Source organism: Citrobacter sp. RHBSTW-00524, from assembly GCF_013747755.1.
GTDB classification, from domain to species: Bacteria; Pseudomonadota; Gammaproteobacteria; order Enterobacterales; family Enterobacteriaceae; genus Citrobacter; species Citrobacter braakii.
The window spans coordinates 1396800-1417732 of the sequence record NZ_CP056421.1; the positions used below are offsets into that span (position 1 = coordinate 1396800).

The 20933-nt window shown below is 55.2% G+C and carries 17 protein-coding genes; 16 read left to right on the forward strand and 1 reads right to left on the reverse strand.

Annotated features, from left to right (window positions below; translation table 11 throughout):
* The first annotated feature begins 10 nt into the window (after positions 1–10).
* The 8 genes from iscU (at position 11) to sseB (ending at position 5971) form a co-directional block, all read left to right on the forward strand.
* Complete coding sequence (gene iscU / locus HV229_RS06665) at positions 11–397, forward strand: Fe-S cluster assembly scaffold IscU (protein WP_002913991.1); 387 nt, start codon at positions 11–13, stop codon at positions 395–397.
* 20 nt (positions 398–417) lie between these two features.
* Positions 418–741: an iron-sulfur cluster assembly protein IscA gene (gene iscA / locus HV229_RS06670; protein WP_003835203.1), complete on the forward strand. Its 324-nt coding sequence runs from the start codon at positions 418–420 to the stop codon at positions 739–741.
* 108 nt (positions 742–849) lie between these two features.
* Positions 850–1365: a co-chaperone HscB gene (gene hscB, locus HV229_RS06675; protein WP_016154008.1), complete on the forward strand. Its 516-nt coding sequence runs from the start codon at positions 850–852 to the stop codon at positions 1363–1365.
* 15 nt (positions 1366–1380) lie between these two features.
* Positions 1381–3231, forward strand: a complete 1851-nt coding sequence (gene hscA, locus HV229_RS06680) for a Fe-S protein assembly chaperone HscA (protein ID WP_047416438.1) — start codon at positions 1381–1383, stop codon at positions 3229–3231.
* A 1-nt stretch (position 3232) separates the two neighbouring features.
* The gene (gene fdx, locus HV229_RS06685) at positions 3233–3568 is read left to right on the forward strand and encodes an ISC system 2Fe-2S type ferredoxin (protein WP_003037690.1); all 336 of its coding nucleotides are present in this window, start codon (positions 3233–3235) and stop codon (positions 3566–3568) included.
* Positions 3569–3579: 11 nt separating this feature from the next.
* Positions 3580–3780: a Fe-S cluster assembly protein IscX gene (iscX, locus tag HV229_RS06690; protein WP_003037694.1), complete on the forward strand. Its 201-nt coding sequence runs from the start codon at positions 3580–3582 to the stop codon at positions 3778–3780.
* A gap of 60 nt (positions 3781–3840) precedes the next feature.
* Entirely contained in the window at positions 3841–5124 is a 1284-nt protein-coding gene (pepB, locus tag HV229_RS06695) for an aminopeptidase PepB (protein ID WP_016154006.1), read from the forward strand.
* A gap of 70 nt (positions 5125–5194) precedes the next feature.
* On the forward strand, positions 5195–5971 hold the full coding sequence (gene sseB / locus HV229_RS06700) for an enhanced serine sensitivity protein SseB (protein WP_049270026.1): 777 nt from the start codon (positions 5195–5197) through the stop codon (positions 5969–5971).
* A gap of 221 nt (positions 5972–6192) precedes the next feature.
* On the opposite strand, the gene sseA is transcribed toward sseB, so the two are convergent.
* Positions 6193–7044: a 3-mercaptopyruvate sulfurtransferase gene (gene sseA, locus HV229_RS06705; protein ID WP_016154005.1), complete on the reverse strand. Its 852-nt coding sequence runs from the start codon at positions 7042–7044 to the stop codon at positions 6193–6195.
* A gap of 207 nt (positions 7045–7251) precedes the next feature.
* On the opposite strand from sseA, the gene HV229_RS06710 reads away from it, so the two are divergent.
* From HV229_RS06710 to HV229_RS06745, 8 genes are all read left to right on the forward strand, one after another.
* Positions 7252–12186, forward strand: a complete 4935-nt coding sequence (locus HV229_RS06710) for an alpha-2-macroglobulin (RefSeq protein ID WP_181547122.1) — start codon at positions 7252–7254, stop codon at positions 12184–12186.
* Positions 12187–14499, forward strand: coding sequence for a peptidoglycan glycosyltransferase PbpC (gene pbpC / locus HV229_RS06715; protein ID WP_181547124.1), 2313 nt, complete (start codon positions 12187–12189; stop codon positions 14497–14499).
* Positions 14500–14635: 136 nt separating this feature from the next.
* A complete protein-coding gene (ndk, locus tag HV229_RS06720; RefSeq protein ID WP_003037710.1) occupies positions 14636–15067 on the forward strand; it encodes a nucleoside-diphosphate kinase in 432 nt (143 codons plus the stop codon).
* Positions 15068–15323: 256 nt separating this feature from the next.
* Positions 15324–16490 carry a bifunctional tRNA (adenosine(37)-C2)-methyltransferase TrmG/ribosomal RNA large subunit methyltransferase RlmN gene (locus HV229_RS06725; RefSeq protein ID WP_016154002.1) on the forward strand — a complete coding sequence of 389 codons (1167 nt, stop codon included), beginning with the start codon at positions 15324–15326 and terminating at the stop codon, positions 16488–16490.
* A gap of 284 nt (positions 16491–16774) precedes the next feature.
* The gene (rodZ, locus tag HV229_RS06730; RefSeq protein ID WP_016154001.1) at positions 16775–17764 is read left to right on the forward strand and encodes a cytoskeleton protein RodZ; all 990 of its coding nucleotides are present in this window, start codon (positions 16775–16777) and stop codon (positions 17762–17764) included.
* Between the two features lie 26 nt (positions 17765–17790).
* On the forward strand, positions 17791–18909 hold the full coding sequence (gene ispG, locus HV229_RS06735) for a flavodoxin-dependent (E)-4-hydroxy-3-methylbut-2-enyl-diphosphate synthase (RefSeq protein ID WP_181547126.1): 1119 nt from the start codon (positions 17791–17793) through the stop codon (positions 18907–18909).
* Between the two features lie 110 nt (positions 18910–19019).
* Positions 19020–20294, forward strand: a complete 1275-nt coding sequence (gene hisS / locus HV229_RS06740) for a histidine--tRNA ligase (protein ID WP_016153999.1) — start codon at positions 19020–19022, stop codon at positions 20292–20294.
* A gap of 13 nt (positions 20295–20307) precedes the next feature.
* Positions 20308–20928: a YfgM family protein gene (locus HV229_RS06745; RefSeq protein WP_016157128.1), complete on the forward strand. Its 621-nt coding sequence runs from the start codon at positions 20308–20310 to the stop codon at positions 20926–20928.
* Positions 20929–20933 lie beyond the last annotated feature (5 nt).

Genomic DNA, 20933 nt, shown 5'->3' on the forward strand with positions numbered 1-20933 from the left:
AGAATTCATCATGGCTTACAGCGAAAAAGTAATCGATCATTACGAGAATCCACGTAACGTGGGCTCTTTTGACAACAGCGACGAGAACGTGGGCAGCGGCATGGTGGGTGCACCGGCCTGTGGCGACGTGATGAAGTTGCAGATCAAAGTCAACAATGAGGGTATCATTGAAGACGCGCGTTTCAAGACTTACGGCTGCGGTTCCGCTATTGCCTCCAGCTCTCTGGTTACCGAATGGGTAAAAGGGAAATCTCTGGACGAAGCACAGGCGATCAAAAATACCGATATCGCCGACGAGCTTGAACTGCCACCGGTGAAAATTCACTGCTCTATTCTGGCTGAAGACGCGATTAAAGCCGCGATTGCGGATTACAAAAGCAAACGTGAAGCAAAATAATTAAGAGTTGAGGTTTTATTATGTCGATTACCTTAAGCGACAGTGCAGCAGCGCGTGTAAATACCTTCCTGGCAAACCGCGGTAAAGGGTTTGGTCTGCGTCTGGGCGTGAGAACCTCCGGCTGCTCAGGTATGGCTTATGTACTGGAATTTGTTGACGAGCCGGCGGCTGAAGATACCGTGTTTGAAGACAAAGGCGTAAAAGTCGTGATCGACGGTAAGAGCCTGCAATTCCTCGACGGTACGCAGTTAGACTTCGTCAAAGAAGGTCTGAACGAAGGGTTTAAGTTCACTAACCCGAACGTGAAAGACGAATGTGGATGCGGCGAAAGCTTCCACGTGTAACGCGCTTACTGATAACCCCACCGTGGTCGCCTGCGCGTGGGGTTTGTTTTACCTGACTCTCTGGTTTTGCCTCATCGAACAACAGAGAATCGATGCCCTGAGAATGTTATGGACTACTTCACCCTCTTTGGCTTACCGGCCCGTTATCAGCTCGATACTCAGGCGCTGAGCCTACGTTTTCAGGATCTGCAACGTCAGTATCATCCTGATAAATTCGCCAGCGGTTCTCAGGCGGAACAACTTGCTGCGGTTTCGCAGTCCGCCACTATCAACCAGGCCTGGCAAACGCTGCGTCATCCTTTGATGCGCGCCGAATACTTGTTGTCTTTACACGGCTTTGATATCCGCAGCGAGCAGCACACGGTGCGCGATACCGCGTTTCTGATGGAACAGCTGGAGCTGCGCGAAGAGCTGGACGAGATTGAACAGGCAAAAGACAATCAACGGCTGGATGCGTTTATGCAACGCGTCAGCGAAATGTACAACGTTCGCCATCAACTGATGGTGGAACAGCTGGATAGCGAGACGTGGGACGCAGCGGCAGATACCGTGCGTAAGCTGCGTTTTCTCGATAAACTGCGAAGCAGTGCAGAACAACTCGAAGAAAAACTGCTCGATTTTTAATTTCCGGAAGCGAAAATGGCCTTATTACAAATTAGTGAGCCTGGTCTGAGCGCCGCGCCGCACCAGCGTCGTCTGGCGGTCGGTATCGATTTAGGCACCACCAACTCCCTGGTTGCGACCGTACGCAGCGGCCAGGCCGAAACGCTGGCAGATCATGAAGGTCGCCACCTGTTGCCGTCAGTGGTTCACTATCAGCAACAGGGCTACTCGGTCGGTTACGATGCCCGCGCCAATGCAGCGCAGGATACGGCAAACACCGTCAGCTCGGTAAAACGCATGATGGGCCGCTCTCTGGCGGATATCCAGGCGCGTTACCCGCATCTGCCTTATTCATTCCAGGCGAGCGAAAACGGCCTGCCGATGATTGAAACCGCTGCCGGTTTGCTTAATCCGGTGCGCGTATCCGCTGACATTCTGAAAGCGCTGGCCGCGCGGGCAACCGAATCGTTGTCCGGCGAACTGGATGGCGTAGTGATCACCGTTCCGGCTTACTTTGACGATGCACAGCGTCAGGGGACGAAAGACGCCGCGCGTCTGGCGGGCCTGCACGTATTGCGTCTGCTGAACGAACCGACCGCTGCGGCGATCGCTTATGGCCTGGATTCCGGTCAGGAAGGCGTGATCGCGGTCTATGACCTTGGCGGCGGTACTTTTGATATTTCTATTCTGCGCCTGAGTCGCGGCGTGTTCGAAGTGTTGGCGACCGGCGGTGATTCCGCGCTCGGCGGCGACGATTTTGACCATCTGCTGGCCGATTACATTCGCGAGCAGGCGGGCGTTGCCGATCGCAGCGATAACCGCGTACAGCGCGAACTGCTGGATGCCGCGATTGCAGCGAAAATCGCACTCAGCGACGCCGATTCTGTGACGGTTAACGTGGCGGGATGGCAGGGTGAAATCACCCGTGAAACCTTTAATGAACTCATTTCCGCACTGGTTAAACGTACGCTGCTGGCCTGCCGCCGTGCACTGAAAGATGCGGGCGTTGAGCCGCAGGATGTGCTGGAAGTGGTAATGGTCGGTGGTTCAACGCGCGTGCCGCTGGTACGTGAACGCGTCGGTGAATTCTTTGGCCGTACGCCGCTGACCTCTATCGACCCGGACAAAGTGGTCGCTATCGGTGCGGCAATCCAGGCGGATATTCTGGTCGGGAATAAACCGGACAGCGAAATGCTGCTGCTGGACGTTATCCCGCTGTCTCTGGGACTGGAAACCATGGGCGGTCTGGTGGAGAAAGTGATCCCGCGTAACACCACTATCCCGGTGGCGCGTGCGCAGGACTTCACCACGTTTAAAGATGGCCAAACCGCGATGTCCATTCACGTGATGCAAGGCGAGCGTGAGCTGGTGCAGGACTGTCGTTCACTGGCGCGTTTTGCGCTGCGCGGTATCCCGGCGTTGCCGGCAGGCGGCGCGCATATCCGCGTGACCTTCCAGGTCGATGCTGATGGGCTGCTGAGCGTCACCGCTATGGAGAAATCCACCGGCGTTGAGTCCTCGATTCAGGTCAAACCGTCCTACGGTCTGACCGACAGTGAAATCGCCTCCATGATTCAGGATTCGATGAGTTTTGCCGAGCAGGACGTTAAAGCTCGTATGCTGGCAGAACAGAAAGTCGAAGCGGCACGCGTACTGGAGAGTTTATCCGGTGCGCTGAACGCTGATGCCGCGCTGTTAAGCGCCGCAGAACGTCAGGCTATCGACACCGCCGCCGCGCACTTGAGCGAGGTAGCACAGGGTGACGATGTTGACGCGATAGAACAAGCCATTAAAAACGTAGACAAACAAACCCAGGAATTCGCCGCTCGCCGTATGGACAAATCCGTCCGTAGCGCGCTGAAAGGCCATTCCGTGGACGAGGTTTAATATGCCAAAGATTGTTATTTTGCCTCATCAGGATCTCTGTCCCGATGGCGCAGTTCTGGAAGCTGAGACCGGCGAAACCATTCTCGACGTTGCCCTGCGTAACGGTATCGAGATTGAACACGCCTGTGAAAAATCCTGTGCCTGCACGACCTGCCACTGCATCGTACGTGAAGGTTTTGATTCTTTGCCGGAAAGCACAGAAGAAGAAGACGACATGCTGGATAAAGCCTGGGGACTGGAGCCGGAGAGCCGTTTAAGCTGTCAGGCACGGGTAACCGAGGACGATTTAGTGGTCGAAATCCCACGTTACACAATCAATCATGCACGTGAGCATTAACAGAGGGTAGTATGGGACTGAAGTGGACCGATAGCCGCGAAATCGGCGAGGCGCTGTACGACGCGTTCCCCGATCTCGATCCCAAGACCGTTCGTTTCACCGATCTGCACCAATGGATCTGTGACCTGGAAGAGTTCGATGATGATCCACAGGCATCGAACGAAAAAATCCTTGAGGCCATTTTACTGGTCTGGCTGGACGAAGCCGAATAAGTCAACGGGCTGCCCACGGGTGGCCCGTTTTCCTGTATGCGCGAAATAAGGATAAATAAAATGACAGAAGCCATGAAAATTACGCTTTCCACGCAACCCGCTGACGCTCGCTGGGGTGAAAAGGCGACATACAGCATTAATAATGACGGTATTACCCTGCACCTGAACGGAAAAGATGATCTCAGCCTTATCCAGCGCGCCGCGCGTAAAATTGACGGCCTGGGTATTAAACATGTCCAACTGGATGGTGAAGGCTGGGATACCGAACGTAGCTGGGCGTTCTGGCAGGGTTACAAAGGACCAAAAGGCACCCGCAAAGTTGAGTGGGCCGCTCTGGACGAGGCGCAGCGCAAAGAGCTGGATAACCGTCTGAAGATTATTGACTGGGTGCGCGATACCATTAACGCACCTGCAGAAGAGCTGGGCCCGGAACAGTTGGCGCAACGCGCGGTAGACCTGCTGTGCAGCGTGGCCTGCGACAACGTCTCGTACCGTATCACCAAAGGTGAAGATCTGCGCGAGCAGAACTACATGGGGCTGCATACCGTGGGTCGAGGCTCTGAACGTCCGCCGGTGCTGCTGGCGCTCGATTACAACCCGACTGGCGACAAAGAAGCCCCAGTTTATGCCTGCCTGGTTGGCAAGGGAATTACCTTTGACTCCGGCGGATACAGCATCAAGCAAAGCGCATTTATGGACTCAATGAAGTCCGATATGGGCGGTGCGGCAACGGTCACCGGCGCGCTGGCGTTTGCCATCACCCGTGGCCTGAACAAGCGTGTGAAGCTGTATCTGTGCTGCGCGGATAACCTGATCAGCGGCAACGCCTTTAAGCTTGGCGATATCATTCACTATCGCAACGGTAAAAAAGTTGAAGTGATGAATACCGATGCTGAAGGGCGTCTGGTGCTGGCCGATGGCCTGATCGATGCCAGCGCGCAAAAACCTGAATTGATCATTGATGCTGCCACGCTGACCGGCGCGGCGAAAACCGCACTGGGCAACGATTACCACGCGCTGTTTAGCTTTGATGACCAACTGGCCGCGCGTTTGTTGGCAAGTGCGGCGCAAGAAAACGAGCCGTTCTGGCGTTTGCCGTTGGCAGAGTTCCACCGTAGCCAACTGCCGTCAAATTTTGCCGAGCTGAACAATACCGGCAGTGCGGCCTACCCAGCGGGTGCAAGCACCGCGGCGGGCTTCCTGTCCCATTTCGTGGAAAATTACCAGCAAGGCTGGCTGCACATCGATTGCTCTGCAACCTATCGCAAAGCGCCGGTTGAGCAGTGGTCTGCGGGCGCAACCGGTCTGGGTGTGCGCACCATCGCGAATCTGCTGACCGCATAATTCATGACTGTATTGCCGGATGGCGCTACGCTTATCCGGCTTACATGTATTCATCCAATTTGTGATACTTATGTCCGAAACAAAAAATGAATTAGAAACGTTGCTGGAGCAAGCAGCGACAGAGCCTGCGCATCGTCCGGCATTTTTCCGTACTTTACTGGAATCCACCGTCTGGGTGCCGGGTACTGCCGCAGAAGGCGAGGCGGTGGTTGAAGACAGCGCCCTCGACCTTCAACACTGGGAAAAAGAAGACGGCACGACCGTGATCCCGTTCTTCACCTCCCTGGAAGCCCTGCAACAGGCGGTTGAAGATGAGCAAGCATTTGTCGTTATGCCGGTGCGTACGCTATTTGAAATGACGCTTGGCGAAACGCTGTTTCTCAACGCTAAACTGCCGACCGGCAAAGAGTTTATGCCGCGTGAAATCAGCCTGCTGATGGGGGAAGAGGGGAATCCGCTAAGCACCCAGGAAGTACTGGAAGGTGGTGAATCGCTGCTCCTTTCTGAAGTCGCCGAACCTCCGGCGCAGATGATTGACTCACTGACCACGCTGTTTAAAACCATTAAGCCGGTAAAACGCGCATTTCTCTGCTCAATCAAAGAAAGTGCGGAAGCCCAGCCGAATCTGCTGATTGGTATTGAAGCTGAAGGTGATATTGAAGAGATCATCCATGCTGCGGGTAGCGTCGCGACCGATACGTTGCCGGGTGATGAACCCATTGATATCTGCCAGGTGAAGAAAGGTGAGAAGGGCGTGAGTCACTTTATCACTGAGCACATCGCACCGTTCTACGAACGCCGCTGGGGCGGTTTCCTGCGCGATTTCAAACAGAACCGGATTATCTGAGTGAAGGAAAGCCGCCACGAAGGGTAATACCTCGCGCACTGAATAATTTTGCCGCTAACTCAGTTGGCTTTTTCTCCCTCAAAAGGGAGTATTAGTTCGCTACGATGAGCCTGCGTTGCTAAAGCAGCACAGCCTGCTGGAAAGGCCGCGAACCGGACTGGCACAAAAAACCGCTCATTGAGCGGTTTTTTTGTGGGTGAAAAAGATGAGTAAATCAGATTTTATTGAGTCTCAGCCGGTTCTACCGGTAAATCGTTACGCGCGCCCCATTCGCTCCATGCGCCGTCATACAATGCGACGTTAGAAACGCCCAGCGTGGCAAGCGCCAGCACAACCACCGCTGCCGTGACGCCTGAGCCGCAGCTGGCGATAATGGGGCGGTCAAAGCTTACGCCATGGCTGAAGAAAATAGCATCCAGTTCGTCGGTAGTTTTCAGTTCACCGTCACGAACCAGTTCTGTCCACGGTACGTTAAGCGCACCAGGCACATGGCCACGCTTGAGGCCCGGACGCGGCTCGTCAACTTCAGCATTAAAACGTGCAGCCGGTCGGGCATCGACGATCTGCGCCGTTTTTTCATGACTGGCCAGCAGTACGTCGGTAACGCGCACAACCGCTTCAGGCGTAAATGCCACGTTAAATTCACCTTCCGGTAAATCCTCATTTCCTTCTTTGAGCATTAGCTCATCGCGCTGCCAGCCAGCCAGACCGCCCGCCAGAATGGAGACATTCTCGACACCAAATGTCCGCAGCATCCACCATGCGCGTGGCGCGGAAAACAGGTTGCCGTCATCGTAGACAACCAGGTGTTTATCCTGATGAACGCCCAATTCGCGCATCGCTACGGCAAAGGCTTCCGGTCGCGGCATCATATGCGGTAGCGGTGACGTATGGTCGGAAAGCGCTTCAATATCAAAAAAGACTGCGCCAGGAATATGGCCCGCGCGATACTCCTCGCCAACATCGCGATCTTCCTGTCCTGGAGGTGCCATCCGGGCATCAAGAATTTGTATTTCCGGGTCGTCAATGTGTTCGGCAAGCCAGTCGGCAGCGACAAAAAAGGCGGTGGTCATAGGCATCTCCATTTTTACCAGGTTTTGGCAAATTGTCGGATGTTTAGGGCAATGCGACAAGTAAAAGAGGCTGATTTGTCAGGCGAATCCACATTAATCACGAAAAAATAGGACAACGTAGAACAGTTACTGGCTTCCACAGCCGAAAATCTGACGCATAATAGTTGTTCTACGTAGCTAACGGGCCACTACGGCCAGGGATGAAAAATGAAACATTTACGCGTAGCGGCCTGTATGCTGATGCTGGCACTGGTTGGGTGCGATAATAATAACGAAAAATCACCGACGGCTGCGAAGCCTGATGCGCCTGCACCGCAGACTGCGCCAGCAAAAGATAAGGCCCAATTACAAAAGCTGATTCAGCAAAGCCAGGGTAAGTCGCTGACGCTGCTTGATGCCTCCGAGGTCCAACTCGACGGCGCGGCAACGCTCGTTTTGACCTTTTCCATTCCCCTCGATCCGGAACAAGATTTTTCTCGCGTAGTGCACGTTGTTGATAAAAAAAGCGGCAAAGTGGATGGTGCCTGGGAGCTGGCGCCAAATCTAAAAGAGCTACGCTTACGCCATCTCGAACCTAACCGGGAACTGGTGGTTACCATTGAGCGTGATTTGCTGGCGCTGAATAAAGCGACGTTCGCTATCGATTATGAAAAAAATATTACCACCCGCGACGTCCAGCCAAGCGTAGGGTTCGCTAGTCGCGGCTCGCTGCTGCCGGGAAAAGTGATTGAAGGGTTACCGGTGATGGCCCTTAACGTTAATAGCGTGGATGTGAACTTCTTTCGCGTGAAGCCTGAGTCGCTCGGTGCGTTTGTCAGCCAGTGGGAATACCGTAATTCGTTGTCAAACTGGGAGTCAGACAATCTGCTGAAAATGGCGGAACTGGTTTATACCGGACGCTTTGACCTCAATCCTGAGCGTAACACCCGAGAGAAGCTGCTACTGCCACTGAGCGATATCAAGCCGTTGCAGCAAGCAGGCGTTTACATTGCGGTGATGAATCAGGCCGGACACTATAACTACAGCAATGCTGCTACGCTGTTTACGCTCAGTGACATTGGTGTCTCTGCGCACCGTTACCACAATCAACTGGATGTCTTTACGCAGAGTCTGGAAAACGGCGCTGCGCAGCAGGGTATTGAGGTCACGTTACTCAACGAAAAAGGGCAGACGCTGGCGCTGGCTACCAGTGACGCGCAGGGTCACGTCAAGCTGGAAACCGATAAAGACGCGGCCTTATTGCTGGCCCGCAAAGACGGGCAAACCACGCTGCTGGACCTGAAGCTCCCGGCGTTGGATCTGGCTGAATTTGATATTGCCGGCGCGCCGGGATACAGCAAGCAGTTCTTTATGTTTGGCCCCCGTGACCTCTATCGCCCTGGCGAAACGGTGATCCTCAACGGATTACTGCGAGATAGCGACGGCAAAACGCTGCCTGACCAGCCGGTGAAGCTGGAGGTCGTTAAGCCCGACGGACAGGTGTTACGCTCGGTAGTTAGCCAGCCGGAAAACGGTCTGTATCGCTTTAGCTGGCCGCTGGACAGCAGCGCGCCAACCGGCATGTGGCATATTCGCGCCAATACTGGCGACAACCAGTCGCGGATGTGGGATTTCCACGTCGAAGATTTCATGCCTGAGCGGATGGCGCTCAATCTCACCGCCAATAAAATGCCGGTGGCTCCAACTGATGAAGTGAAGTTCTCGGTGGTGGGCTACTACCTGTATGGCGCGCCCGCCAACGGCAATGCTCTGCAAGGGCAGCTTTTCCTGCGCCCGTTGCGGGAAGCGGTGCAGGCATTACCGGGGTTCCAGTTTGGTAATATTGCCGAAGAAAATCTTTCTCGCAGCCTCGATGAGGTTCAGTTGACGTTGGATGACCACGGTCGCGGCGAAGTGACTACCAACAGCCAATGGCAGGAGACGCATTCTCCGTTACAGGTGATTCTGCAAGCCAGCCTGCTGGAGTCGGGTGGCCGTCCGGTGACGCGTCGGGTTGAACAAGCCATCTGGCCTGCGGATACGCTGCCAGGTATTCGTCCGCAGTTTGCGGCGAGAGCCGTTTATGACTACCGCACCGATACCACCGTCAATCAGCCTGGCGTTGATGAAAACAGCAATGCCGCTTTTGATATTGTGTATGCCGATGCGCAAGGCGAGAAAAAAGCGGTGTCCGGTTTACAGGTGCGTTTGATCCGTGAACGCCGTGATTATTACTGGAACTGGTCTGAAGGCGAGGGCTGGCAATCGCAGTTCGATCAAAAAGATCTGGTTGAGGGTGAGCAGACCCTGGATCTTAAGGCCGATGAGACCGGTAAAGTCAGCTTCCCTGTCGAGTGGGGTGCCTATCGCCTGGAAGTGAAAGCTCCGAATGATGCGGTGAGCAGCGTGCACTTCTGGGCTGGTTATAGCTGGCAGGATAACAGCGACGGCAGCGGGGCAGTGCGTCCCGATCGCGTGACCCTGAAACTGGATAAACCCGGCTATCGTCCCGGCGATACCATGAAGCTACACATTGCCGCACCCGCTGCTGGCAAAGGTTACGCGATGGTGGAGTCCAGCGAAGGCCCGCTGTGGTGGCAAGAGATAGACGTACCGACGGATGGTCTTGATATCTCCATCCCGGTCGATAAAACCTGGAATCGCCATGACTTGTATCTCAGCGCGCTGGTGGTTCGTCCTGGCGATAAGTCTCGTTCGGCAACGCCAAAGCGGGCAGTCGGCTTACTGCATTTGCCGTTAGGCGATGAAAACCGTCGTCTGGCGCTGGAGCTGGAAAGCCCGGCGAAAATGCGTCCAAATCAGCCGTTGACCGTCAAGATTAAAGCCAGCGTTAAAAATGGCGACGTGCCAAAACAGGTTAACGTGCTGGTCTCAGCCGTTGACAGCGGGGTGTTGAACATTACCGATTACGCCACGCCGGATCCGTGGCAGGCGTTTTTCGGGCAAAAACGCTATGGCGCGGATATTTATGATATTTACGGCCAGGTGATCGAAGGGCAAGGACGTCTGGCGGCGCTGCGCTTTGGTGGTGATGGCGATGAGTTAAAACGCGGCGGCAAGCCACCGGTTAATCACGTCAATATCGTGGCGCAACAGGCGCTGCCGGTGACGCTTAACGAGCAGGGCGAAGGTACGGTGACGTTACCAATTGGTGATTTCAACGGCGAGCTGCGGGTAATGGCGCAAGCCTGGACGGCGGATGACTTTGGCAGTAGCGAAAGCAAAGTGATTGTCGCCGCGCCGGTAATTACTGAACTGAACATGCCGCGCTTTCTGGCGGGGGGCGATACCTCGCGCCTGACGCTGGACGTGACCAACCTGACTGACAAACCGCAAACGCTGATTATTAATCTCGCGGCCAGCGGTTTACTGGAGCTGATGGGGCAAGATCCCGCCCCGGTGAATCTGGCACCAGGCGTACGGACTACGCTGTTTATTCCGGTGCGTGCGCGGGAGGGCTTTGGCGATGGCGAAATTCAGGCGCAAATTAGCGGTCTGAATCTACCGGGTGAAACGCTGCCTGTTCAGCATAAACAGTGGAAAATTGGCGTGCGACCGGCGTTCCCGGCGCAAACTGTTAATTACGGGGTCGCACTTCAGCCGGGCGCAACCTGGCAGCTTCCGGGCGAAGAACTGACGAATTTCTCTCCTGTGACGATGCAGGGACAACTGCTGTTCAGCGGTAAGCCACCGCTGAATCTGGCGCGCTATATCCGTGAACTGAAAGCTTACCCTTACGGTTGCCTCGAGCAAACGGCGAGCGGGTTGTTCCCATCCTTATACACCAATGCCGCGCAGTTGAAGGCATTAGGTATCGCGGGCGACAGCGATGAAAAACGCCGTGCGGCAGTAGAGATTGGCATCTCTCGTTTACTGCAAATGCAGCGTGATAACGGCGGTTTTGCGCTGTGGGATAAGAACGGGTCGGAAGAGTACTGGCTGACCGCGTATGTGATGGATTTCCTCGTTCGTGCGAATGAACAGGGCTATAGCGTTCCGGCAGAGGTGATTAACCGGGGTAACGAGCGGCTGCTGCGCTATTTGCAGGATCCGGGCATGATGTCGATTCGCTATACCGACGACGCATCAGCAAGCCGGTTTGCCGTACAGGCCTACGCCGCGCTGGTGCTGGCTCGTCAGCAGAAAGCCCCGCTCGGCGCGCTGCGTGAGATCTGGGAGCGTCGTGCGCAGGCGGCTTCCGGTTTACCGCTGTTGCAACTGGGGATAGCGCTGAAAAACATGGGCGACGCCAACCGCAGTGAACAAGCATTGACGCTGGCGCTGAATACGCCACGTCGCGATGCTCAGCAGTGGATGGCGGATTACGGCAGTCAGCTACGTGACAACGCGCTGATGCTGGCATTGTTGGAAGAGAACAAGCTTAAACCTGACGTGCAGAATACGCTGCTGAACACCTTGTCAGAACAGGCCTTTGGGCAGCGCTGGCTCTCTACTCAGGAAAACAATGCGCTGTTCCTTGCCGCGCGTACGTTGCAGGACTTGCCAGGCTCGTGGCAGGCGCAAACGTCACTCTCTGAACAGGCGTTAGCCGGGGAGAAATCACAAACGCGTAATCTGGATGCTGACGCGCTGTCTACGCTGAACGTCACCAATACCGGTAGTCTGCCGCTGTGGCTGCGTCTGGATGTGAGTGGTTACCCGCAAACCTCGCCGACGCCTGCCAGCAACGTCCTGCACATCGAGCGTCAGATCCTGGGGCTCGACGGGAACAGCAAAGCGCTGGATTCTCTGCGCAGCGGCGAGCTGGTACTGGTCTGGCTGGAGGTAAAAGCCAGCCAGAATGTACCGGATGCGCTGGTGGTTGACTTACTGCCAGCCGGCCTGGAGCTGGAAAACCAGAATCTGGCCAACGGCAGCGCCAGCCTGCAGGACAGCGGCAGCGAGGTAGCGAATTTGCTCAATCAGATGCAGCAGGCGGATATCCAGCACGTTGAGTTCCGTGACGATCGCTTTGTCGCCGCGGTAGCGGTCAACGAAGGGCTGCCGGTGACGCTGGTCTATCTGGCGCGGGCGGTAACGCCGGGGACCTATCAGGTTCCTGTGCCGCAGGTGGAGTCAATGTATGTTCCGCAGTGGCGCGCGACCGGTGCGACAGAGGGGCTTTTGATTGTCAGACCGTAAATGATGCGCGGGTTGGGGAAACGCGGCTGCTGGCTCTGGCTGGCAGCCGTTGCGCTATTGCTGGTAGTGGGGGGTTGGGCGGCAGATAAAATCTGGCCGCTGCCGCTTCACGAAGTCGATCCGGCACGTGTCGTGGTGGCTTACGATGGTACGCCGCTATGGCGCTTCGCCGACGCGGACGGCATCTGGCGTTATCCGGTGACTATTGATGAGGTGTCCCCCCGTTACCTTGAGGCGTTAATCAACTACGAAGACCGCTGGTTCTGGAAACATCCCGGCGTCAATCCGTTTTCAGTGCTGCGCGCGGCATGGCAGGACCTCTCCTCAGGTCGCGTCGTTTCAGGCGGCAGTACGCTCACCATGCAGGTCGCACGATTACTCGATCCCCACCCGCGAACTTTCGGCGGCAAGTTCCGCCAGCTCTGGCGCGCATTGCAGCTGGAATGGCATCTTTCTAAGCGCGACATCCTGACGCTATATCTTAACCGTGCGCCGTTTGGCGGCACGCTGCAGGGCGTGGGTGCTGCGAGCTGGGCCTACCTTGGTAAATCACCCGCACAGTTGAGTTATTCCGATGCCGCGCTGCTGGCCGTGTTGCCGCAGGCACCGAGCCGCCTGCGCCCGGACCGCTGGCCGGACCGCGCTGAAGCGGCGCGCAATAAAGTGCTTGAGCGCATGGCGACGCAGGGCGTTTGGCCTGCCAGACAGGTGCAGGAGTCACGCGAAGAACCGGTCTGGCTGGCGCCCAGACAAATGCCGCAGTTAGCGCCGTTATTCTCGCGCATGATGCTGGGAAAAAGCCGGAGCGATAAAATCGTGACCACCCTTGACGCCGGATTGCAGCGCCAACTGGAAGAGCTGGCGCAAAACTGGAAGGGCCGCTTACCTGCGCGCAGTTCGCTGGCGATGATTGTGGTCGATCACACTGATATGAGCGTGCGTGGCTGGGTGGGGTCGGTAGATATGAATGACGACTCCCGCTTTGGCCATGTGGATATGGTGAATGCGATCCGCTCGCCGGGCTCGGTGCTGAAGCCGTTTATCTATGGTCTGGCGCTGGATGACGGATTAATTCATCCTGCTTCATTGTTGCAGGATGTGCCGCGTCGAACCGGAGATTATCGACCAGGGAATTTTGACAGTGGTTTTCATGGCCCGGTGAGTATGAGCGAAGCGCTGGTGCGCTCGCTAAATTTACCCGCCGTGCAGGTACTTGAAGCCTATGGCCCGAAGCGTTTTGCCGCATCGTTACGTAACGTTGGCTTACCGCTGTATCTGCCCGCAGGTGCCGCACCGAATCTGTCGCTGATTTTGGGCGGGGCAGGGGCCAGACTGGAAGACATGGCGGCGGCGTACAGTGCCTTTGCCCGTCAGGGAAAAGCGGGAAAACTGCGCCTGCAGCCAGACGATCCACTGCTGGAGCGTCCGTTGATGTCGGTAGGCGCGGCGTGGATTATTCGCCGCATTATGGCTGACGAAGCGCAACCGCTGCCGGATAACGCGCTGAGCAGAGTGGTTCCGCTGGCGTGGAAAACGGGTACCAGTTATGGCTATCGCGATGCGTGGGCGATTGGCGTTAACGCCCGTTATGTGATGGGGATCTGGACCGGCAGACCCGACGGTACGCCGGTGGTGGGCCAGTTTGGTTTTGCCAGCGCCGTGCCGCTGCTCAATCAGGTCAACAATCTTTTACTCTCTCGCGGGACAAATCAGCCGGAGGATCCGCGCCCTGAATCCGTTAGCCGCGGCGTAGTGTGCTGGCCGGGCGGGCAGTCACTTGCGCCCGGAGACAGCAACTGTCGACGCCGTCTGGCAACCTGGCTGCTGGAGGGCAGCCAGCCGCCCACGTTGTTATTGCCCGAACAGGAGGGTGTGAGTGGCATTCGTTTCCCCGTCTGGCTGGATGATGAAGGCAAACGTGTGGCGGCGGATTGCCCGCAGGCGCGCGAACAAACGTTAATCGTCTGGCCTTTACCGCTGGAGCCATGGCTGCCGGAGTCAGAGCGCCGTGGGGCGAGATTACCGCCGGTTTCTGCCACGTGTCCGCCGCTGGGGCAGGATGCTTCGCTGCCGTTGCAGTTGACAGGGGTTCGTGATGGCGCGATCGTGAAGCGTTTACCCGGTTCTGCGCTGGCCTCATTGCCGGTACAAACCAGCGGTGGGACTGGCGATCGCTGGTGGTTTCTTAACGGTGAACGGCTGGATGAACGCGGACGCCGTCTTACGCTACGGCTGGCGACCAAAGGGGATTATCAACTGCTGGTAATGGATGACGCCGGACAGGTGGCGACGGTGAGATTTTCGTTGCAGTAGACCACCAGGTGATTTTTGTTGCTAAAATTCATCTTATTTTAAAGAAATGTTATCTTCGTCAATAGTCAATTGCCGGGATGCTCTTTATAATCCGCGCCAGGTAAACAACAACAAAACATCTTTTTCAGAGGTAATCATGGCTATTGAACGTACTTTTTCCATCATCAAACCAAACGCGGTGGCAAAAAACGTTATTGGGAGCATCTTTGCGCGCTTTGAAGCAGCAGGGTTCAAAATTGTCGGTACTAAAATGCTGCACCTGACCGTTGAGCAGGCGCGTGGCTTCTATGCTGAGCATGATGGTAAGCCGTTCTTTGACGGTCTGGTTGAATTCATGACCTCCGGTCCGATCGTTGTTTCTGTTCTGGAAAGCGAAAATGCCGTACAGCGTCACCGTGATCTGCTGGGTGCAACCAACCCGGCGAATGCGCTGGCGGGTACTCTGCGTGCAGACTACGCTGATAGCTTCACCGAGAACGGTACTCACGGTTCCGACTCCGTTGAATCTGCCGCGCGTGAAATCGCCTATTTCTTCGGTGAAGGCGAGGTTTGCCCGCGCACGCGCTAATCTCCTGCGTCTTTCACATCGCATCGTTTTCTATGCTTTCGGGGAGGCTCGAACGTGCAGCTTTCCTGCGATGCGAAATCCTTTGGAGAGGAATTAGCGATTTACATATTATTTTCGCTAATGCTTCGTGCAAACGTGGCATACCTGCGCCAGACTTTGTACAATGCAACGCCCCGGAAGAGCAGAACGCTTGCCGGGGCGTTTCTTTTTAACCCTCCACGGGCCACAACGTGTAACAACGAGGCCGGAAAAAATTATGTCTGAATTAGTTAACACCTCTGAAGTCGTCATTCCTGCGGTTCCAAATAAAAATGGAAAAATCAACCTGCTGGATCTGAACCGTCAGCAAATGCGCGAATTCTTCAAAGATATGGGTGAAAAACCGTTTCGTGCCGATCAGGTCATGAAGTGGATGTACCACTATTGCAGCGACAACTTTGATGACATGACTGACATCAATAAGGTGCTGCGTAACAAGCTGAAAGAAGTGGCTGAAATTCGCGCCCCGGAAGTGGTGGAAGAGCAGCGTTCCTCTGACGGTACGATCAAATGGGCCATCGCGGTTGGCGATCAGCGCGTAGAAACCGTGTATATCCCGGAAGACGATCGCGCGACCCTGTGTGTTTCTTCACAGGTCGGTTGTGCATTAGAGTGTAAATTCTGCTCTACGGCGCAACAGGGCTTTAACCGTAACCTGCGGGTGTCGGAAATCATTGGTCAGGTCTGGCGTGCGGCGAAAATCGTCGGCGCGGTGAAAGCAACGGGCGTGCGTCCTATCACTAACGTGGTGATGATGGGGATGGGCGAGCCGTTGCTCAACCTGACCAACGTGGTGCCAGCGATGGAAATCATGCTGGATGACTTCGGTTTTGGGCTGTCAAAGCGTCGCGTCACGCTCTCCACCTCAGGCGTTGTCCCTGCGCTGGATAAGCTGGGCGATATGATTGATGTCGCGCTGGCGATTTCTCTGCATGCGCCGAACGATGAAATTCGTGACGAAATTGTACCTATCAACAAAAAGTACAATATCGAAACATTCCTTGGCGCGGTTCGTCGTTATCTGGAGAAGTCCAACGCTAACCAGGGTCGTGTGACCATTGAGTATGTGATGTTAGATCACATCAATGATGGTACTGAACACGCGCATCAGTTGGCAGAGTTGCTGAAAGATACGCCGTGTAAGATTAACCTGATCCCGTGGAACCCGTTCCCAGGCGCGCCGTATGGCCGTAGCTCTAACAGCCGTATCGATCGTTTCTCCAAAGTGTTGATGAGCTATGGTTTTACTACCATCGTGCGTAAAACACGTGGCGATGACATCGATGCAGCCTGCGGTCAGCTGGCGGGTGACGTTATCGACCGTACCAAGCGTACTCTGCGTAAGCGTATGCAGGGCGACGCTATCGATATCAAGACCGTTTGATGTTGAGTGCACTACGGTATAATTCATGTACCGTAGTGCAACGTAAGCCAAATGAGGTTTTTTGTTGTTGTCGTCAGGTCAATAATAACGGTGCGTTTTTGTCGACTTTAAGGCAGTATGTAACGGCGCAACAAGCCTTTAGCCCTCAGGTTTACGTTGTTTTGTCTTTGATAGTCTGACCGTTTTATACTGTCTGACGAAGGTTAACTGACCAGATGTTTCGCGGTGTGGGTGAGCATTGTGGCTCGCCGGCATCAGAACCCAAATTTACGCAGCTGTAGCGAATGAATACTGAAGCCACGCACGACAAAAATGAAGCACTATCCACCGGCGTTCGTCTGCGCAATGCCCGTGAACAACTCGGATTCAGCCAGCAGGCAGTCGCGGAGCGACTTTGCCTGAAGGTCTCCACGGTACGTGATATTGAAGAAGATAAGGCGCCAGCCGATCTCGCTTCAACATTCCTGCGCGGTTATATCCGTTCTTATGCGCGTCTGGTGCATATTCCTGAAGAAGAACTGTTGCCAGGGCTGGAAAAACAGGCTCCGATTCGCCCAGCCAAAGTCGCACCGATGCAGAGCTTCTCGCTCGGTAAGCGTCGTAAAAAACGCGACGGCTGGTTAATGACCTTTACCTGGCTGGTGCTGTTTGTCGTTGTCGGACTGACGGGAGCCTGGTGGTGGCAGAACCATAAAGCGCAGCAGGAAGAGATCACCACCATGGCCGATCAATCCTCCGCTGAGCTGAATGCCGGTAAAGATGGTGCGCAGAACGTACCGTTAGATACCAGCGCCGCAGCGGGCCAGGATACTACCCCGGCTCCAGACGATGGCGCGGTGGCGGACGCAGCGCCTACGCCAGATGTTGCTGCAACCCCGGCACCTGCCGCTGATGCGCAGCAGAATGCCGTTGTGGCACCTTCTCAGGCTAACGTCGATACCGCAACTGCTGCGCCAGCGACCGCGGCGCCGCTGCCGACTGACCAGGCGGGTGTCACTACCCCAGCCGCCGATCCTAACGCACTGGTAATGAACTTTACCGCCGATTGCTGGCTGGAAGTGACCGATGCGACCGGAAAAAAACTGTTCAGTGGTATGCAGCGTAAGGACGGCAATCTGAATCTGACGGGTCAGGCGCCGTACAAACTGAAAATTGGCGCTCCGGCGGCAGTGCAGATTCAGTTCCAGGGTAAACCTGTCGATCTGAGTCGTTTTATCAGAACTAACCAGGTTGCGCGTCTGACCGTTAATGCCGAACAATCACCGGCTCAGTAACAGACGGCAATGCGGGAGATTTTTTAATGCATAACCAGGTTCCAATTCAACGTAGAAAATCGACACGCATTTACGTTGGGAACGTGCCGATCGGCGATGGCGCGCCCATCGCCGTACAGTCTATGACCAATACGCGAACCACAGATGTGGAAGCGACGGTTAATCAGATCAAAGCGCTGGAACGCGTCGGCGCAGATATTGTTCGTGTCTCTGTACCGACAATGGATGCCGCAGAAGCGTTCAAGCTTATCAAACAGCAGGTTAATGTCCCGCTGGTTGCCGATATTCACTTCGACTATCGTATCGCGCTGAAGGTGGCGGAATACGGCGTCGATTGCCTGCGTATCAACCCAGGCAATATTGGTAATGAAGAGCGTATTCGCATGGTAGTGGACTGCGCTCGTGATAAAAATATTCCTATCCGTATCGGCGTCAACGCCGGATCGCTGGAAAAAGATCTGCAGGAAAAATACGGTGAACCGACGCCGCAGGCGCTGCTGGAATCCGCTATGCGCCATGTGGATCACCTCGATCGTCTGAACTTCGATCAATTCAAAGTCAGCGTTAAAGCGTCTGACGTTTTCCTCGCCGTAGAATCCTATCGCCTGCTGGCGAAACAGATCGATCAACCGCTGCATTTGGGGATCACCGAAGCCGGTGGCGCACGCAGTGGGGCGGTAAAATCAGCGATCGGTTTAGGATTGCTGTTGTCCGAAGGGATCGGCGATACGCTGCGTGTCTCTTTGGCGGCGGATCCGGTGGAAGAGATCAAGGTTGGCTTCGATATCCTGAAATCGCTGCGCATTCGTGCCCGCGGGATCAACTTTATCGCCTGCCCAACCTGCTCGCGTCAGGAGTTCGACGTTATCGGTACGGTTAACGCGCTGGAACAACGTCTGGAAGATATCATTACGCCAATGGATGTTTCGATCATCGGCTGCGTGGTGAACGGTCCTGGCGAAGCGCTGGTTTCTACGCTGGGCGTGACGGGTGGTAACAAGAAAAGCGGTCTGTATGAAGACGGCGTGCGTAAGGATCGACTCGATAACGACGATATGATTACGCAGCTTGAAGCCCGCATTCGCGCCAAAGCGAGTATCCTGGACGAAGCGCGTCGTATTGACGTGCAGCAGCTTGAAAAATAACAACGTGATGGGAAGCGGCATGCTTCCCGTGTATGATTGAACCCGCATGGCGCCCGCATTGTTCGGGTTAGCGCTGAGGGTTCATTTTTATATTCATAAAGAGAATAAACGTGGCAAAAAACATTCAAGCCATTCGCGGCATGAACGATTATCTGCCTGGCGAAACCGCCATCTGGCAGCGCATTGAAGGCACTCTCAAAAACGTGCTCGGCAGCTACGGTTACAGTGAAATCCGCTTGCCGATTGTAGAGCAGACCCCGTTATTCAAACGCGCGATCGGTGAAGTCACCGACGTGGTTGAAAAAGAGATGTATACCTTTGAGGACCGTAATGGCGACAGCCTGACGTTGCGTCCTGAAGGGACTGCGGGCTGCGTACGCGCCGGCATCGAACATGGTCTCCTGTACAATCAGGAACAGCGTCTGTGGTATATCGGGCCGATGTTCCGCCACGAACGTCCGCAAAAAGGGCGCTATCGTCAATTCCATCAGCTGGGTGTCGAAGTGTTTGGCCTGCAAGGTCCGGACATCGATGCTGAACTGATTATGCTGACCGCTCGCTGGTGGCGCGCGCTGGGTATTTCTCAACATGTCAGCCTTGAGCTGAACTCAATTGGTTCGCTTGAAGCCCGCGCTAACTACCGTGATGCGCTGGTCGCCTACCTGGAACAGCACAAAGAGAAACTGGACGAAGACTGCAAGCGCCGTATGTACACTAACCCGCTGCGCGTTCTCGACTCCAAAAACCCGGAAGTACAGGCGCTGCTCAACGACGCACCTGCGCTGGGCGACTATCTTGATGACGACTCTCGCGAGCACTTTGCGGGCCTGTGCAAACTGCTGGAATCCGCAGGTATTGCCTACACCGTCAATCAGCGTCTGGTTCGTGGTCTTGATTATTACAACCGCACCGTATTTGAGTGGGTTACCAGCAGCCTGGGCTCTCAGGGTACCGTGTGTGCCGGTGGGCGTTACGACGGTCTGGTAGAGCAACTTGGCGGTCGCGCAACGCCGGCCGTGGGCTTTGCCATGGGTCTGGAACGACTTGTTTTGTTAGTTCAGGCAGTTAATCCGGAATTTAACGCAGATCCTGTTGTCGATATATACCTGGTCGCTTCGGGGGCGGATACGCAGTCGGTTGCAATGCGGCTTGCAGAACGTCTGCGCGATGAAGTTCCTGGTGTGAAACTGATGACAAACCACGGTGGCGGCAACTTTAAGAAACAGTTCGCCCGCGCCGACAAGTGGGGCGCCCGCGTTGCACTGGTACTGGGCGAGTCCGAAGTGGCTGACGGTACTGTTGTAGTGAAGGATTTGCGCTCTGGTGAGCAAACGGCAGTAGCGCAGGATAGCGTTGCCGCGCATTTGCGCACTCTACTGGGCTAAGGAGAAGGACAGCGTGGAAATTTACGAGAACGAAAACGACCAGATTGATGCAGTAAAACGCTTCTTTGCTGAAAACGGCAAAGCGCTGGCTGTTGGGGTCATTTTAGGGGTTGGCGCGCTGGTTGGCTGGCGTTACTGGACCAGCCATCAGACGGAGTCCGCACGCTCTGCTTCTCTGGCATATCAAAATACGGTGACTGCGGTTAGCGCGGGTAAACCGGATAGTCTTCCTGCTGCAGAGAAATTTGCCGCAGAAAACAAAAATACCTACGGCGCGTTAGCTTCACTGGAACTGGCGCAGCAGTTTGTTGACCAAAATGAACTTGAGAAAGCCGCAAGCCAGCTGCAACAAGGCTTAGCAGCGACCAGCGATGAGAATCTCAAAGCGGTGATTAATCTGCGTCTGGCTCGTGTTCAGGTTCAGCTTAAACAGGCTGATACCGCGCTGAAAACACTCGACACCATTAAAGGTGAAGGGTGGACGGCCATTGTTGCCGACCTGCGCGGTGAAGCATTGCTGAGCAAAGGCGATAAACAAGGTGCGCGTAGCGCATGGGAAGCGGGCGTGAAAAGCGATGCCTCTCCTGCTCTGAGCGAAATGATGCAGATGAAAATCAATAATTTGTCCATCTGAGAGGG